Here is a 15105-nt window from a genome sequence, read left to right as displayed (position 1 = left end):
ACTCAAGGAAGCGCAAGCAGCGCTACGAGAACATTGTTCCTACGCCGCGAAGGAAGCGCGCGGAAACATCGTCGTACAGGGCGTTGGCTGCGGCGTCGACGCTGCGCCGCTCCGGCTTCTCCATGAACCACTCGATCGACTCGTGGATCGAGTCTTCGAAGCGGTGCTGCGGGCGGTAGCCGGGGACAAGCGAGCGCACCTTGGAGTTGTCGAAGATTGCGGCATTCGCCTTGTCGCCCTTGATGGGGCCCTCGAAGGCTTCTCTGTCGAAACGGACGAGGAGATCGGTGGGGATAAACACGGTCTGCTCGTAAACGCGCTCGGGATCGAGGCCTGCGGCGCTCGCGATGGCCGCGTTGATCTGATTCCAACTCAAGACGTCGTCCGACGTGATGTGGAACTCGTCCGCGATCGCCTTCTCGTTGCCCAAGAGACCGACGAAGGCGAACGCGAAGTCCCTGTGATCCGTCACGGTCCACAGGCTCGTGCCGTCTCCATGCATGAGGATCGGTGCGCCGCGCTCCATGCGGTCGACGACGGTCCACGGGTGCGTCCACGAGTTGATCGCGGCGGGGATGTCGGTTCGCGCGTACGTGTGTGACGGCCGCACAACGGTGTACGGGAAGCCGGTTTCGCCGTAGGCGACGCGGAGTCGCGCCTCCGATTCGGCCTTGTCCCTGCTGTACTTCCAGTAAGGGTTGGTCAGAGGTGTCGAGTCTTCGTGCGTGATGTAGAAGCCGGGAGGGGTCTCGTAAGCCGACGCGGACGAGATAAAGACATACTGCTTGGTGATCCCCGAGAACGTCTCGATGTCGCGGCTGATGTGGTCGGGGTCGAAACCGATCCACTGGACCACGGAGTCGTATTCACCGTGGGCTGCCACGTCCGCCTTGATCGCCGCACGGAACGCCTCGGTGTCGTTGACGTCGGCCACGATGGTGCGCGCACCTTCTGGGGCGTTGGCCTTGAGCGATGTGCCCCTATTGATCAGGGTGAGGTCGTGTCCTCGCGACACGACGAGCGGCGACACCGCCGAAGAAATCAATCCTGTTCCCCCGACAAACAACACGCGCACAGCGGGCTCCCTCAGTCCGTTTGGCAATCCATCGAAACGATTCGACGATCCCGGTACTGTACCTCATCTTGGGCGTCGAGTGAAGCGATTCAACCGCTGCGAGGAGTTATCTCACTCTCGCTTCCCTATGGATGCCTCGAGAGCGACGGAGGGACGTGGCGGGCCGTCACGCGTTGCAGAGTTCGCCGCTGACGCCTTGTGAAATGCCCGTGCCCCAGTACATGTCGCTCACCATGCCCGAGGTCACGTCGAAGACGAGAGAGGTGCCGCCGGGGCCGGCGACAACGAGTTGAGTTCTCGCACCTCGCGCGATGTCATTGATGGAGATGGCTGTCGCGGCGGGATACGCCGTGGTTACCTCGGCCGTCGTCGAACCGACGGAGATGCCCTTCACCGTTTTGGGGGCCCCGAAGGCTGCGGCCGCAGCAGGGTCTCCCTCCCACGTCATGCGGAACATGGAGATCGCGGCGCCGGGATTGTCGGGTCGCGTGATAGCAGCCACATACAGCCCGGGATCCTGGACCGTGAGCAATAGGGCGTACCACGGGCACACCGATTCGCCGTTGACGGGCGGCCCTGGCATCGCGGCCGACGCTGCGGCGAACGACATGCCGAGACATATCTTCGCGTAGCGATCGAAGTCGATGCCTGCGAGCCCATCGAAGCTGACGCTCGGATCGGTGCAAGGGTCGCCTTGAGCGGTGACAGGGGGCGCGGTGTGTGTGGTCTGTGTGGTGGCGGGCGCCGAAGTCGATGGGACGGGCGTCGGTGAGGCCGAATCGGATGGGGTGGCAGAGGGCACGGCGGCCGCCACCGACGGGAGCGAGGTCGGCGTGCTCGAAGCGGTATTCGCGGTGGAGGCGCCCGAGCATCCCCCAAGCGTGAGGCCGACAAGGACCACAAGGGCCCCCTTGATTCGCTGCATGCGCTCAGGTTCCCACACCGCAACAAGGCGCGCCATGGGGCATACGTCTCAGCCGATGGCCGCGGAACGAAGGGCGCCTCGGTAGATCGCGCCGAGCCTGTCGAACATGGCATTCGCCTCGTCGTCGATCGTTTGCCACTCGGGGTGCGCCTCGAACGCTCTGATCGCATTCCCGATGCCCTCTGCGAAGGTGGTCTCCGCTTCCCACCCGGGCACCAGGGATCTCAGCAGCGACGTGTCGTAGACGGCGCAATGCATCTTGTCGCCTCTGATGGAACCAGCCTGAGAAGGGACGGCCGCGATGAGTGCATCGGACGGTACGTGCACCACTTGGGACTCGAATTGGGCGTCGCTCAGCCCCGCCGCATGCGCGAGCGCGCGGTAGATGCCGGTCCACGTGAGCGCCGTATCCGACGTGATGTGAACCGCGAGTCCCCGCGAGGCGTCGGTGTCCAGGAGGCCCCTGATGCCCGCGGCGACATCCGACGCGTGGGTGACGGTCCACAGCGCGGTGCCGTCGCCTGGAACCAGAATGTCCGCGCCGCGGCGCATCCTGTCAATGATGGTCCATGGATGGCGCGAGTTGCCCGTGAAGGCGGGGATCTTGGTGTCACCGTAGGTGTGCGCGGGACGCACAATCGTGAAGTCGAGGCCCGCGGCAGGCGCGTCATTGCGCAAGACGTCCTCGCACGCGATCTTGGCTTGCGCGTAGTCCCACTCGTTGTTCTCGAGAGGGGTGTCCTCCGTCAGCATCTGGAAATGCTCGACGGTGGTGTAGGCGGCCGAGGTCGCAATGAGGACGTACCGGTCGGTGAGCGGCGCAAACGTCACGACATCTTCAGCGACTCGCTCGGGTGCAAAGGCCACGAACTGGACCACCGCGTCCCACCTTTCGCGGCGCAGTCGCGCACCCTGCAGCGCCGAGCGCAGGGCCCCGGCGTCCGTCGCGTCGGCGTGAATGACCTTCGACGATGCGGGGGTGCCCGCCGAGCCGTGCACGCCCCTGGTGATCAGGGTGAGGTCGTCGTCGCGATCTTCGCACTCGCGAGCGAAGGCCGATGAGATGAGTCCGGTGCCGCCGACGATCAGGATGCGCATGACGCGATCGTACTTTGGGGGCGACGATGGCGCTCGCGGCCGACCGCTCGGATAGAGTCGAGGAATCCGTCCTGGGCGACGAGCCCCGAGCCGCCCGCCGCGTCGCGATCACCCGCCGCGACTGAACCGAGGAATCCCCATGACCAGCGAACGCGAAGCCTGGCGTGCCCTCTGGGCGCTCGTCATCGGCTTCTTCATGATCCTCGTCGACACCACCATTGTCACCGTGGCCAACCCGTCAATTCAGCGGGGCTTGCACACCGGCACGAACTCGGTGATCTGGGTGACGAGCGCCTATCTGCTCGCGTACGCGGTGCCCCTGCTGATTACCGGAAGGCTCGGCGACCGGTATGGACCCAAGCGCATCTATCTCGTGGGACTCGTCATCTTCACGCTGTCTTCGCTTGCGTGTGGCCTTGCGGATGCACTTCCCGGCAGCGGCATCGGCAACCTGATCGCCGCGCGTGGCGTTCAGGGAATCGGCGCCGCTCTCATGACGCCCCAGACGATGGCCGTGATCACCCGGACCTTCCCCGCGGCCAAGCGCGGAAGCGCCATGGCGTTGTGGGGTGCCACTGCGGGGGTGGCCAGCCTGCTCGGTCCTTTGCTCGGCGGCGTGCTGGTTGACGGCCCCGGCTGGGAATGGATCTTCTTCGTCAACGTCCCCATTGGCGTGGGCGCATTCATCGCGGCGCGGGCGCTCGTGCCCGATCTTGAGACGCACTCGCACACCTTCGACTGGCTCGGGGTGGCCCTCTCTGGGTTAGGCATGTTTGGTCTTGTGTTCGGTCTCCAGGAGGGGCAGTCCCACGACTGGGTCGCCTGGATTTGGGTCTGCATCGGCGGCGGGGTGGCCCTCCTGGTCGTCTTCGTACTGACTCAGGGCCGCGGCGGACGTGAGCCGTTGCTGCCGCTGAAGCTCTTCAAGGACCGCAACTTCTCGCTGGCCAACGCCACCATCGCCAGCGTCGGATTCATGGTGACGTCGGCATTCATTCCGATCGCCTACTTCTTTCAGGTGGTGCTCGGGCTCAGTCCCACCCAGTCGGCCCTGATGACCGCGCCGTCGGCTGTCGCGACCATGGTATTGGCGCGAGTGGCGGGCAAGTTGACTGATGCCGTGCACCCGCGATACCTGGTGGTGCCTGGAACGCTGCTCGTATCTGCTTCCCTCTGGCTGTACTCCCTGCTCATGGCCCCGGGTGCGTCGATCTTGGCGCTGCTCGTGCCCTCACTGATGCTCGGGGTCGGGTCCGCCTTCATGTGGGGCCCCATATCGTCTACCGCGACGCGCAACCTGCCGCTCCAGGACTCGGGCGCGGGAGCGGGCGTGTACAACACCACGCGTCAGATCGGCTCGGTCCTGGGTTCGGCCGCGATTGCGACCCTCATCGCCAATCGCCTTGCCGCCCACATGCCTGCGGGTTTCGGTGCCTCCCAGGGGCAATCGTCTGCGGGGTTGCAGCTTCCCGCTGCGCTTCAGGGCGGGTTCGCGACGGCCATGAGTCAGACTCTCGTGCTGCCCGCGGTGGTCGTCCTCGCAGGCACGCTGGTTGCGGCGTTCTTCGTGCGGCCTCTTCACCTGCGGGACGGCGCGCAGGGGCCTAGTAAACGGAGCGTGCGAGAAGCGCGACCCTGATGCTGCCGCCCTTGGTCTCCTGCTCAGACAGTCTTTGGAAGCCAAGCCGTTCGTGAAACGCCATCGAACTTGGGTTGGCGGGGCGCACGTTGATTTCGGCCGTGACCTCGTTTGCCCCGCATTGGCGCGCGTGTTCAAACACGGATTCGTAGAGCGCCCTTCCCACACCGGTCCCCTTGGCTGAGGGGCTCACGACGACTCGGTCGATGTACTGGTGGCGCACGCCCCGCTCCTCGAACCAGCGGTAGTTCTCCGACTCGTACGGCTTTCCCATGTTGATGCTCAGCAGAAAGGCGGTGACCTGCTTGTCCCTGTTGGTGGCGACGAGCGAGATGTCACAGAGGGCGAAGAGGTTGGCCATTTCCTCCTCGGTGAGGATCGTGACGGCAGGGTAGGCCGAGTTGTTGAGCTCGGTGACGGCGGGCACGTCGCTCGCACGCATGATGCGCATCCGCAGGTTCTGCATAGGTCCATTGTGACGGAGACGCGTGTCAGCCGCGTCACGCGAGTGTGAAGAATGTGCGACGCGATGGCTTCGATGGTGGCCGCTGGAAATCTTCATTCAGTATCGCGTATAGTTATGCATATGGTGATCAGAGTGGCAGTCGCGGGGGCCTCCGGCTACGTGGGCGGCGAGGTGTTGCGCGTCTTCAGCGCCCATCCCGATGTTGAGTTTGGGGCGCTCACGGCGCATGCCTCGGCGGGTGACACCATCGGCGCTCACCAACCCCACTTGGTGCCACTCGCGTCTCGGGTCATTGAGCCGACGACCGTTGAGGCCCTCTCCGGGCACGACGTGGTCGTGCTCGCCCTGCCGCATGGCGCTTCGGGCGCTATCGCCGCCCAACTTCCCGCCGACGTCCTTGTTCTCGATTGCGGGGCCGACTATCGGCTCGCCTCCGCGGACGCGTGGGCCGAATATTATGGCGGCGAACACGCGGGCACGTGGCCCTACGGAATGCCCGAACTCGTCACCCCGAATGGGCTACAGAGGAGCCTCCTACCTGGTAGTAAGCGCATTGCGGTGCCCGGCTGCAACGTCACCGCTGTCACGCTCGCTCTGCAGCCTGGCATCGCGGCCGGAGTCATCGACGCCTCCGATGTGGTCGCCACCCTTGCGGTGGGATATTCGGGTGCGGGCAAGAAGCTCGCCGCGAACCTGCTCGCGGCGGAGGGTCTTGGCTCCGCGGTGCCGTACGCGGTGGGAGGGACGCACCGACACGTCCCCGAGATACTCCAAAACTTTGCGTCGGCTGGCGCTCCCAACCCGCGGATCAGCTTCACTCCCGTTCTCGTCCCGATGTCGCGCGGCATTCTCGCCTCGGTCACGGCACCGCTGGCACCGGGAGCGGACGCCGACTCCGTGCGCGCGGCGTGGATCGATGCCTACGCGGACGAACCCTTCGTGCGCGTGCTCCCCGAGGGGTCGTGGCCTGCCACCGCCTCGACGGTCGGCGCCAATACGGCACTCGTCCAGGTCACGGTCGACGCGAAGGCGGGCAGGGTGGTCGCCGTGTGCGCGATTGACAACCTGGTCAAGGGCACCGCGGGTGCCGCATTGCAGTCGATGAACGTGGCCTTGGGTCTGCCGGAGACGATGGGTCTGACGATGATGGGGCTCGCGCCGTAGGGTTTCACGGGCGGCCGACACGCCCACAGCGCGGCGAGTGTATCTAATTGCGCTGCATCTATTTACATCGTGATGTATGCTTATGCACATGACCGTTACCCACCCGCGCGGCTTCATCGCCGCTGGTATCACCGCTGGCCTCAAGGCGTCAGGGAAGAAGGACGTCGCACTCGTGGTGAACGAGGGCCCCACCTTCGTGGCCGCAGGAGTGTTCACGTCTAACCGCGTGGTCGCGGCTCCTGTCGTGTGGACCCGCCAAGTGGTCGCCGACGGTCGCGCCGACGCCGTCGTGCTGAACTCCGGTGGAGCAAACGCCGCGACTGGACCTGAGGGCTTTCTCGACACCCACACGACCGCGGAGCACGTCGCATCGGCACTTCAGGCGCAAGGGAGAGACGTTTCTCCCGGAGACGTGGCCGTGTGCTCGACGGGCCTCATCGGCATGCGTTTGCCGATGTCGACGCTGCTCGCGGGAGTCGACGCCGCGGTCGCGAGCCTCGCTCCCGACGGGGGAGCGGTCGCGGCGGAAGCGATCATGACGACGGATTCGGTGGCAAAGACGACGGTGTTCGAAGGCGACGGATGGAGCATCGGGGGCATGGCGAAGGGTGCGGGCATGCTTGCGCCGGGAATGGCCACGATGCTGTGCGTCATCACCACCGACGCGATCATTGATCCCGCCCAGGCGCGCCTCGCCCTTACCGAGGCCGTGCGCACCACATTCAATCGCCTTGATTCCGACGGCTGCATGTCGACAAACGACACCGTCGTGCTCATGTCTTCAGGCGCATCGGGTTTTCAACCCTCTCCTTCGGAGTTCCAGACCGCGCTGACGGCGGCCGCTCATGACATCGCCCAGCAGTTGCTGCGTGACGCCGAGGGCGCCGAGCACGACATCGCGATTCGCGTGGTAAATGCCACGAGCGAACTTGCCGCCGAGAAGGTGGCTCGCGCCGTATCGCGGTCGAATCTGTTTAAGGCTGCCATCTTCGGCAAGGACCCCAACTGGGGTCGCATCATTTCGGCGGTCGGCACCGTGCCGGAGGACGAGGCACCCTTCAATGCCGAGACGCTCGACGTGTGGGTGAATGGCGTTCACGCGTGCAAGGCGTCCGGCGTCGGCGAGGACCGCTCGCTGATCGATCTGAACCCACGCGCCGTCGACATCGTCATCGACCTTCACGCTGGCGAAGCAACCGCGACCGTCTGGACCAATGACCTGACCCACGACTACGTCCACGAGAACAGCGCGTACAGCACATGAGCGAATTGATCGAGACCCCAGATCTCAGCCCCCAGCAGAAGGTCAGCGTCCTCATCGACGCGATGCCGTGGATTGAGCAGTTCAAGGGCGCAATTGTTGTCATCAAGTACGGCGGCAACGCCATGACGGACGACGTGTTGAAGCGCGCATTCGCCCAAGACATAGTCCACTTGCGCCTCCTTGGGCTCAAGCCCGTCGTGGTGCACGGTGGCGGACCCCAAATCAGCGACATGCTCAACCGGCTGGGCATCGAGTCGGAGTTCAAGGGCGGCCTGCGCGTCACGACGCCCGAGGCGATGGACGTGGTTCGCATGGTCCTCACGGGCCAGGTCTCTCGCGAACTCGTGGGACTCATCAACGATCACGGACCGCTTGCGGTCGGCCTGTCCGGTGAGGATGCGGGGCTACTGCAGGCCAAGCGTCGCGATGCTGTTGTCAAGGGGGAGAAGATCGATGTGGGGCTCGTGGGCGACGTGGTCAAGGTCAACCCGGCCGCCGTCCAGGACATCATTTCCGCCGGCCGCATCCCCGTGGTGAGCACCGTGGCGCCGGACATCGACGACCCCACGACGGTCCTGAACGTCAATGCGGACACTGCAGCGGCCTCGATTGCCGTGGCGCTGCGTGCCCGCAAGCTGATCGTCCTCACCGACGTCGAGGGCCTGTACGCGAACTGGCCGGATCCGTCGTCACTCATCCGCCGCATGCACGCGACGGATGTCGAGAAGCTACTCCCCACCCTCGTGTCGGGAATGGTGCCCAAAATGGAGGCGTGTCTGCGTGCCGTGCGCGGCGGCGTCGGCCAGGCCCACATCATCGATGGCCGCGTTCCGCACTCGATCCTCACCGAGATCTTCACCTCTTCCGGCATCGGCACGATGGTCCGGCCAGACGATGTGGACCTGTGGGGATGACCGGCCCGCGCGATGTCCAAGCACTCAGTGAGCAAGGCCTCGACCGCTACGGGAACGCCGTCATGGCGACCTTTGGGCGTCCCCTACGCGTGCTCACCAAGGGCGAGGGTTCTTACGTGTGGGATGCGGACGGCAACCGTTACCTCGACCTGCTTGGCGGCATCGCCGTCAACGCTCTCGGCCATGCCGACCCCGAATGGGTCGCGGCGATCACGTTGCAGGCATCGACGCTCGCCCACACCTCCAACTTCTTCGCCACCGTGCCACAAATCGCCCTGGCGGAGAGGCTCATCGACATCTGTGGGGCCCCTGAGGGCTCGCGCGTGTTCCTCGCGAACTCCGGCACGGAGGCAAACGAGGCGGCATTCAAGATGTCGCGCAGGACGGGACGCACCCGCATCCTCTCGCTCGAGGACTCCTTCCACGGCCGCTCGACCGGCGCTCTCGCGCTCACGCACAAGGCCGCCTATCGCGAGCCATTCGCGCCCCTCGTGCCCGGTGTGGAATTCCTGCCTCCTGGCGACATCTCGGCCCTCGAAAACGCGATGGGTGACGATGTCGCGGCCCTCTTCATTGAGCCCATTCAGGGCGAGGCTGGCGTGGTGCCGCTGGCGCACGCCTACCTGCAGGCGGCGAGAGACCTGTGCACGCGCTACGGCGCGCTGTTCGTCGTCGACGAGGTGCAGACGGGCATCGCCCGCACCGGTCAGTGGCTCGCGATGCACGCTCACGGGATTGCTCCCGACGTCGTCACTCTTGCCAAGGGCCTCGGTGGGGGCTTTCCGATTGGGGCGGTCGTCGCGTTCGGACCACGGGCGGCAACTTTGCTGACCGCGGGCCAACACGGCAGCACCTTCGGTGGCAACGCGCTCGCGTCGGCCGCCGCACTGGCGACCCTCGACGCGATCGACTCGCGCGGACTCCTTGCCCACGTGAAGGCGATGGGCGAGTGGCTCAAGGAGACCATTGGTGCGATTCCAGGCGTTGCCGAGGTACGGGGAGAGGGCCTCTTGCTCGGCATCAGGCTTGAGGCCGAAATCTCGGCCGAGGTCGCCGCCGCCGCGCTCGAAGATGGCTTCATCATCAACCCGCCCAACCCGGACACCATCCGCTTGGCGCCGTCGCTCACGCTCACTCGCGAAGAGGCCGCCCCGTTTGTCGCATGGCTCACCGACTACCTGACCGCCCACGCGGCCTTCGCAAAGGAGACGTGATGGTGCGTCACTTCTTGAGGGACGACGACCTCAGCGCAGCCGAGCAGCGTGAGGTTCTGGAGCTCGCCCTCGCCTTCCGTGCCGACCGCCATTTGCACCAGCCGTTCGCGGGCCCCCGTGCCGTGGCGGTGATTTTTGACAAGCCGTCGACCAGGACGCGCGTGTCCTTCGCGACCGGCATTGCCGAGCTCGGCGGCTATCCGCTGGTTCTCGACGCGGCGTCGTCCCAAATGGGTCGTGGCGAGTCCGTGGCAGACACCGCCCGCGTGCTCGGTCGCCAGGTCAGCGCGATCGTGTGGCGCACCTTTGGTCAGGATCGGGTCGAGGAGATGGCGGCGCACGCTGGGGTCCCGGTCGTCAACGCGCTCACCGACTCGTTCCACCCTTGCCAGATCCTCGCGGACCTTTCCGCGATTGCCGATGCTCGGGGCGGCGTCGACGCCCTCGCGGGCCTCACGCTCTCCTATGTGGGCGATGGCGCCAACAACATGGCCCATTCCTACCTGTTGGGCGGCGCGCTCGCGGGAATGCACGTGCGCGTGGGCGCCCCGGACGACTACATGCCCGACGAGCGCATCGTGCTCGACGCCAAGAAGCTCGCGGCCGAACACGGCGGCTCGATCCAGGTCACGACCGACCACGACGACGCCGTCATCGGAGCCGACGTCATCGCGACCGACACGTGGGTTTCGATGGGCGACGAGGGTGAGTCGGGCGACCGCATCGGCCGCTTCGATGCCTACCAAGTGAACGCCCGCACCCTCGAGCTCGCGGCCCCAGGTGCTCAGGTGCTGCACTGCCTGCCCGCCTACCGCGGCAAGGAGATCACCGCCGACGTCATCGACGGACCCCAAAGCATCGTGTGGCTCGAGGCCGAATACCGCCTCCACGCACAGAAGGCGCTACTCACGTGGCTGGCCGCGCGGACGGGGGAGTGATGGCGAGCCCCACGATCCCTGCCACGAAGGCGGCGCGCCAAGCGCTGATCGCGAAACTCATCGAGACCGAGGGCTTCGGCTCTCAGGGCGACCTGGCGTTGCGCCTCGAGGCCGAGGGTATCTCGGTCACCCAGGCGACCCTTTCGCGCGACCTCGTCGAGGTGCGAGCCGTCAAGGTGCGTGACGCGCACGGCCGCATGGTCTACACGACACAGGCGGCCATGGAGGAGTCGCAGGACACCGGCGCGCGGCTCAACCGCATGTGTGCCGAGCTGGTTCATGCCACCGACGGCTCGGGCAATATCGCGGTGATCCGCACGCCCTCCGGCGCCGCCCAATTCCTGGCGAGCGCGATCGACGGTCACGACGACCCCGATGTGGTCGGCACCGTCGCAGGTGACGACACCGTTGTCGTGATCTCTCGCGACGTTGATGGAGGCATTCGCCTCGCCCAGAAGTTTCTCGACCGCGCCAGCGGCGCACTGAACTGATCCTCAGACAACACAGCCACACAGACACCACAGAAAGCGACTCATCACATGACCGAACGCATCGTCCTGGCCTACTCAGGAGGCCTTGACACCTCCGTAGCAATCGGCTGGATCGCCGACGCGACCGGCGCCGAAGTGATCGCCGTCGCTGTCGACGTCGGTCAAGGTGGCGAGGACCTCGATGTCATCCGCCAGCGCGCGCTCGACTGTGGCGCCGTAGAGGCCTACGTGGCCGATGCGCGCGACGAGTTCGCGAACGAGTACTGCATGCCCGCCCTGAAGGCGAACGCTCTTTACCACGACAAGTACCCGCTGGTCTCGGCGCTCAGCCGCCCCGTCATCGTCAAGCACATCGTGAAGGCGGCGCGCGAGTTTGGCGCCACCACGATGGCTCACGGCTGCACCGGAAAGGGCAACGACCAGGTGCGTTTCGAGGTCGGAATCGCCTCGCTCGCACCCGAACTCAAGTGCATTGCTCCCGTGCGTGACCTCGCGCTGACGCGTGACAAGGCCATCGATTATGCGGAGCGCAACAACCTGCCGATCGTGACCACCAAGAAGAACCCCTTCAGCATCGATCAAAACGTGTGGGGCCGCGCCGTCGAGACGGGCTTCCTCGAGGACATCTGGAACGCGCCCACCAAGGACGTCTACGACTACACGGACGACCCGTCGTTCCCGCCGGTGCCCGACGAGGTCATCATTCGCTTCGAACGCGGCATCCCCGTCGCGATCGACGGCCAGTCCGTCACGCCGCTGCAGGCGATCGTGGAGATGAACCGCAGGGCGGGCGCCCACGGCATCGGCCGCATCGACATCGTTGAAGACAGGCTCGTTGGCATCAAGAGCCGCGAGATCTACGAGGCACCCGGCGCGATCGCGCTCATCGAGGCGCACCGCGAGATGGAGAACGTGACCCTCGAGCGCGAGCAGGCGCGGTACAAGCGCGTGATCGGCGAGAAGTGGACCGAGTTGGTCTACGACGGCATGTGGTCGAGCCCGCTCAAGAAGTCGCTCGACGCTTTCATCGAGTCGACCCAGGAATACGTCACCGGCGAGATTCGCATGGTCCTCCATGGGGGCACCGCGGTCGTGACCGGCCGTCGCTCCGACGTGGGCCTATACGACTTCAACCTCGCGACGTACGACGAGGGCGATACCTTTGACCAGAGCGCCGCTCGCGGCTACATCGAGATCTATGGCCTTGCCGCCAAGCAGGCCGCGGCTCGCGAGGCCAGGGTGCTCGGGCTGTAGTTCGGTCGTATCACTGTGTGAGGTGGCCTCCGCCATGGGTATGTCCCTGGCGGGGGTGCCGTCGTTGACGAGAGGACATCATGGCCGACGCATCGGGAACGAACGAGGGTGCCCTGTGGGGCGCGCGCTTCGAGGGCGGGCCCGCCGAGGCCCTCGCACGGTTGAGCGTGTCGACGCACTTCGACTGGCGATACGCCGACGATGACCTCACGGCCTCGATCGCTCACGCTCACGCCCTCGAACGCGCGGGGCTGCTGACGGCCGACGAGGCCTCGCAGATGGTCGGGGCCCTCTCCGCGCTGCGGGAGAAGGTGGCGTCCGGCACTGCGGTGCCCGCGCCGTCGGATGAGGATGTCCACGGGGCGCTCGAGAGGCTGCTGATCGAGGCCGTCGGGCCGCAGCTGGGCGGAAAGTTGCGGGCCGGCCGTTCGCGCAACGATCAAATTGCGACTCTTCCCCGCATGTATTTGCGCCGCCACGCGCGTCAGATCGCGGGCCAGGTGCTCGATGTGGTCGACGCGCTGCTCGAGCAGGCCGATCGCCACCTCGACGCACCGATGCCAGGTCGCACCCACTTCCAGCACGCCCAGCCGGTCACGGTGGGTCATCACCTGATGGCGCATGCGTGGCCCCTGCTTCGCGATGTGGAGCGGCTCACCGATTGGGACGCGCGCGCGGCGTGGTCGCCGTACGGAGCGGGGGCGTTGGCGGGCTCGACTTTGGGACTGGATCCCACGGCGGTGGCGCTCGAACTCGGGTTCGCGGGCCCCACCGAAAACTCGATTGACGCCACCGCTTCGCGCGACGTCATCGCCGAATTTGCGTGGGTGGCCGCCATGATCGGCATCGACCTGTCGCGCCTTGCTGAGGAGATCATCGCGTGGGCCACCGTCGAGTTTGGGTTTGTGTCGTTGGATGACGCGTACTCGACAGGGTCGAGCATCATGCCCCAGAAGAAGAACCCCGACATTGCCGAGCTCGCCCGCGGAAAGGCCGGGAGGCTCATCGGTGACCTCACGGGGCTGCTTGCCACGCTCAAGGGCCTCCCGCTCGCGTACAACCGCGACCTGCAAGAGGTCCACGAGCCCGTGCTCGACGCGGTGGACACGCTTGAGGTGCTGCTGCCCGCGTTCGGCGGGATGGTGCGCACGCTCGTCTTCCACGTGGAGCGCATGGCGTCCCTGGCCCCCGCGGGATTCTCGTTGGCCACCGACATCGCCGAATGGCTCGTGAAGCAGGGTGTGCCCTTCCGTGACGCGCACGAGGTCTCCGGCGCGTGCGTGCGTTTGTGCGAAACGCGCGGCAAGGAACTGCACGAGATGACTGTGGAGGAGATGGCTGGGGTTCACCCTGCGTTGACTGCCGATGTGTTGGCCGTGCTGACCGTCGAGGGCTCGCTCGCCGCGCGTGATGGGGCGGGCGGTACCGCTCCGGAGCGGGTCATCGAGCAGGGCAAGGCCGCGCGTGCGCGCGTGCGCCAGTTCAGGCCGTGGACGGCGTTGTAGTGCTCGATCACAGATTGGCGGGGCCCCGTAGCCCCCGCCGCGCCTTAGTCGACCTCGACCTCGGTCGCGCCGGTGGCCCGCAGTAGATCGGCATACGTGATGGGGAAAAGCGACGCCGCGATGCCGGCGGCCGCCCACACCTCGTCGTAGGCGCCCAGCGTTACGTCCAAGTACGTTCGGACGGGCGCTGGGTGTCCCACCGGAGCCACGCCACCGATGACCTGACCTGTCGCCGCCTTCACGTCGTCGGGCTTGGCGCGTGTGATGGCCGTAGCGCCGATGCGCCCAGCCAACAACGTGGTGTCAACCCGATGCGCGCCCGACGTCAGCACCAGGATCGGCTCGCCGTCGGCCATGAAGATGAGCGAGTTCGCGATAGCGCCCACCTCACAGCCGAGGTATTCGGCGGCGGCAGCCGCGGTCGGAGTGGCCTCGTCGATCTGGCGCACGGTGACGTCGATGCCCGCGGCGTGAAGCGCCGCCTGGACCTGGGCAACCTTGGGGTGAAGTTCGCTCATGCGCCCACCGTAGCGGCGACGCCGTAACCTGTCCGCATGTCCACGGCCGCGCCTCGCAATCCCTCGATCGCGGGACTGGCCGCAGCGATGCTCGAAGCACCCGCCCGATGCGGGGCCACCCGCGTCGTGCTGATCGACGGCCCCGCGGGCTCCGGTAAGACCACCCTCGCTGAGCGCCTGGGCAAGGCGCTCGGCGCCCAGGTTGTCCACGCGGACGACATGTACGAGGGCTGGACCGGGCTGCCTGTCCTGTGGGACATCCTCGGCAAGCGCATCCTCGAGCCACTCTCGCGCGGCGAGAAAGCTGGCTTTGAGGGGTGGGACTGGGCCGCATCGGCGCGGGCGGAACGCATCGATGTCCTCGCGGCCGATGCCGTGGTGATCGAGGGCGTCGGGGTCGCCCAACGCGCCGCCCGGAAGCACGCGAGCCTCGTCCTCTACGTCGACGCGCCATGGCCCGAGCGGCTCGCCAGGGGCGTGGCTCGCGACGGCGAGTCAATGCGAGCACAATGGGAGGTGTGGCAGTGCGCGGAAGAGGAGTTCCTCAACGCCGAGGGCACCTTGCAGGCATCTGACGTCGTGGTTGACGGTCTGGCCCCAGTGCCGGATGCCTGGTAATTCCCGCGAAACCTGGCGCGTG

The 15105-nt window shown here is 66.2% G+C and carries 15 protein-coding genes; 10 read left to right on the top strand and 5 right to left on the bottom strand.

Annotated features, from left to right (window positions below; genetic code table 11):
- Positions 1 to 22 precede the first annotated feature (22 nt).
- The 3 genes from BKA03_RS08790 to BKA03_RS08780 form a co-directional block, all read right to left on the bottom strand.
- On the bottom strand, positions 23 to 1075 hold the full coding sequence (locus BKA03_RS08790; protein WP_218856014.1) for an NAD-dependent epimerase/dehydratase family protein: 1053 nt from the start codon (positions 1073 to 1075) through the stop codon (positions 23 to 25).
- 166 nt (positions 1076 to 1241) lie between these two features.
- A complete protein-coding gene (locus BKA03_RS08785) occupies positions 1242 to 2000 on the bottom strand; it encodes a hypothetical protein (RefSeq protein ID WP_179398017.1) in 759 nt (252 codons plus the stop codon).
- Positions 2001 to 2048: 48 nt separating this feature from the next.
- On the bottom strand, positions 2049 to 3098 hold the full coding sequence (locus tag BKA03_RS08780; protein ID WP_179398016.1) for an NAD-dependent epimerase/dehydratase family protein: 1050 nt from the start codon (positions 3096 to 3098) through the stop codon (positions 2049 to 2051).
- Positions 3099 to 3237: 139 nt separating this feature from the next.
- Between BKA03_RS08780 and BKA03_RS08775 the strand changes: the two genes are divergently transcribed.
- Positions 3238 to 4737, top strand: a complete 1500-nt coding sequence (locus BKA03_RS08775; RefSeq protein WP_179398015.1) for a DHA2 family efflux MFS transporter permease subunit — start codon at positions 3238 to 3240, stop codon at positions 4735 to 4737.
- On the opposite strand, the gene BKA03_RS08770 is transcribed toward BKA03_RS08775, so the two are convergent.
- Complete coding sequence (locus BKA03_RS08770; RefSeq protein WP_179398014.1) at positions 4703 to 5203, bottom strand: GNAT family N-acetyltransferase; 501 nt, start codon at positions 5201 to 5203, stop codon at positions 4703 to 4705. The two genes, BKA03_RS08775 and BKA03_RS08770, sit on opposite strands and share 35 nt — an antisense overlap.
- Before the next feature lie 114 nt (positions 5204 to 5317).
- Between BKA03_RS08770 and argC the strand changes: the two genes are divergently transcribed.
- From argC to argH, 8 genes are all read left to right on the top strand, one after another.
- Positions 5318 to 6367 carry an N-acetyl-gamma-glutamyl-phosphate reductase gene (gene argC / locus BKA03_RS08765; RefSeq protein ID WP_179398013.1) on the top strand — a complete coding sequence of 350 codons (1050 nt, stop codon included), beginning with the start codon at positions 5318 to 5320 and terminating at the stop codon, positions 6365 to 6367.
- 88 nt (positions 6368 to 6455) lie between these two features.
- The gene (argJ, locus tag BKA03_RS08760; protein WP_179398012.1) at positions 6456 to 7631 is read left to right on the top strand and encodes a bifunctional glutamate N-acetyltransferase/amino-acid acetyltransferase ArgJ; all 1176 of its coding nucleotides are present in this window, start codon (positions 6456 to 6458) and stop codon (positions 7629 to 7631) included.
- On the top strand, positions 7628 to 8545 hold the full coding sequence (argB, locus tag BKA03_RS08755; protein ID WP_179398011.1) for an acetylglutamate kinase: 918 nt from the start codon (positions 7628 to 7630) through the stop codon (positions 8543 to 8545). Before argJ ends, argB begins: the two co-directional genes overlap by 4 nt.
- Positions 8542 to 9759 (top strand): acetylornithine transaminase, encoded by a 1218-nt coding sequence (locus BKA03_RS08750; RefSeq protein WP_179398010.1) that lies wholly within the window; start codon positions 8542 to 8544, stop codon positions 9757 to 9759. Before argB ends, BKA03_RS08750 begins: the two co-directional genes overlap by 4 nt.
- Complete coding sequence (argF, locus tag BKA03_RS08745; protein WP_179398009.1) at positions 9759 to 10697, top strand: ornithine carbamoyltransferase; 939 nt, start codon at positions 9759 to 9761, stop codon at positions 10695 to 10697. The genes BKA03_RS08750 and argF overlap by 1 nt, the downstream gene beginning before the upstream one ends.
- Positions 10670 to 11188, top strand: a complete 519-nt coding sequence (gene argR, locus BKA03_RS08740; RefSeq protein ID WP_308477969.1) for an arginine repressor — start codon at positions 10670 to 10672, stop codon at positions 11186 to 11188. The genes argF and argR overlap by 28 nt, the downstream gene beginning before the upstream one ends.
- A 48-nt stretch (positions 11189 to 11236) precedes the next feature.
- Positions 11237 to 12442, top strand: coding sequence for an argininosuccinate synthase (locus tag BKA03_RS08735; protein ID WP_179398008.1), 1206 nt, complete (start codon positions 11237 to 11239; stop codon positions 12440 to 12442).
- Positions 12443 to 12522: 80 nt separating this feature from the next.
- Positions 12523 to 13947, top strand: coding sequence for an argininosuccinate lyase (gene argH, locus BKA03_RS08730; protein ID WP_179398007.1), 1425 nt, complete (start codon positions 12523 to 12525; stop codon positions 13945 to 13947).
- A 44-nt stretch (positions 13948 to 13991) separates the two neighbouring features.
- Here argH and BKA03_RS08725 read toward each other — a convergent pair whose 3' ends face one another.
- Positions 13992 to 14465: a YbaK/EbsC family protein gene (locus BKA03_RS08725; protein WP_179398006.1), complete on the bottom strand. Its 474-nt coding sequence runs from the start codon at positions 14463 to 14465 to the stop codon at positions 13992 to 13994.
- 36 nt (positions 14466 to 14501) lie between these two features.
- On the opposite strand from BKA03_RS08725, the gene BKA03_RS08720 reads away from it, so the two are divergent.
- Positions 14502 to 15083 carry an AAA family ATPase gene (locus BKA03_RS08720; protein WP_179398005.1) on the top strand — a complete coding sequence of 194 codons (582 nt, stop codon included), beginning with the start codon at positions 14502 to 14504 and terminating at the stop codon, positions 15081 to 15083.
- Positions 15084 to 15105: the final 22 nt, after the last annotated feature.

Source organism: Demequina lutea, from assembly GCF_013409005.1.
GTDB classification, from domain to species: Bacteria; Actinomycetota; Actinomycetes; order Actinomycetales; family Demequinaceae; genus Demequina; species Demequina lutea.
This window is presented reverse-complemented; position numbering and strand designations above follow the sequence as displayed.

Excerpts from the sequence above, each read along its gene's own strand:
- argB (WP_179398011.1), top strand. The coding sequence starts at position 7,628 with ATGAGCGAATTGATCGAGACCCCAGATCTCAGCCCCCAGCAGAAGGTC.
- argC (WP_179398013.1), top strand. The coding sequence starts at position 5,318 with ATGCATATGGTGATCAGAGTGGCAGTCGCGGGGGCCTCCGGCTACGTG.
- BKA03_RS08735 (WP_179398008.1), top strand. The coding sequence starts at position 11,237 with ATGACCGAACGCATCGTCCTGGCCTACTCAGGAGGCCTTGACACCTCC.
- BKA03_RS08725 (WP_179398006.1), bottom strand. The coding sequence starts at position 14,465 with ATGAGCGAACTTCACCCCAAGGTTGCCCAGGTCCAGGCGGCGCTTCAC.
- BKA03_RS08750 (WP_179398010.1), top strand. The coding sequence starts at position 8,542 with ATGACCGGCCCGCGCGATGTCCAAGCACTCAGTGAGCAAGGCCTCGAC.
- argF (WP_179398009.1), top strand. The coding sequence starts at position 9,759 with ATGGTGCGTCACTTCTTGAGGGACGACGACCTCAGCGCAGCCGAGCAG.
- BKA03_RS08775 (WP_179398015.1), top strand. The coding sequence starts at position 3,238 with ATGACCAGCGAACGCGAAGCCTGGCGTGCCCTCTGGGCGCTCGTCATC.
- argJ (WP_179398012.1), top strand. The coding sequence starts at position 6,456 with ATGACCGTTACCCACCCGCGCGGCTTCATCGCCGCTGGTATCACCGCT.
- BKA03_RS08720 (WP_179398005.1), top strand. The coding sequence starts at position 14,502 with ATGTCCACGGCCGCGCCTCGCAATCCCTCGATCGCGGGACTGGCCGCA.
- argH (WP_179398007.1), top strand. The coding sequence starts at position 12,523 with ATGGCCGACGCATCGGGAACGAACGAGGGTGCCCTGTGGGGCGCGCGC.
- BKA03_RS08770 (WP_179398014.1), bottom strand. The coding sequence starts at position 5,203 with ATGCAGAACCTGCGGATGCGCATCATGCGTGCGAGCGACGTGCCCGCC.
- BKA03_RS08785 (WP_179398017.1), bottom strand. The coding sequence starts at position 2,000 with ATGCAGCGAATCAAGGGGGCCCTTGTGGTCCTTGTCGGCCTCACGCTT.
- BKA03_RS08780 (WP_179398016.1), bottom strand. The coding sequence starts at position 3,098 with ATGCGCATCCTGATCGTCGGCGGCACCGGACTCATCTCATCGGCCTTC.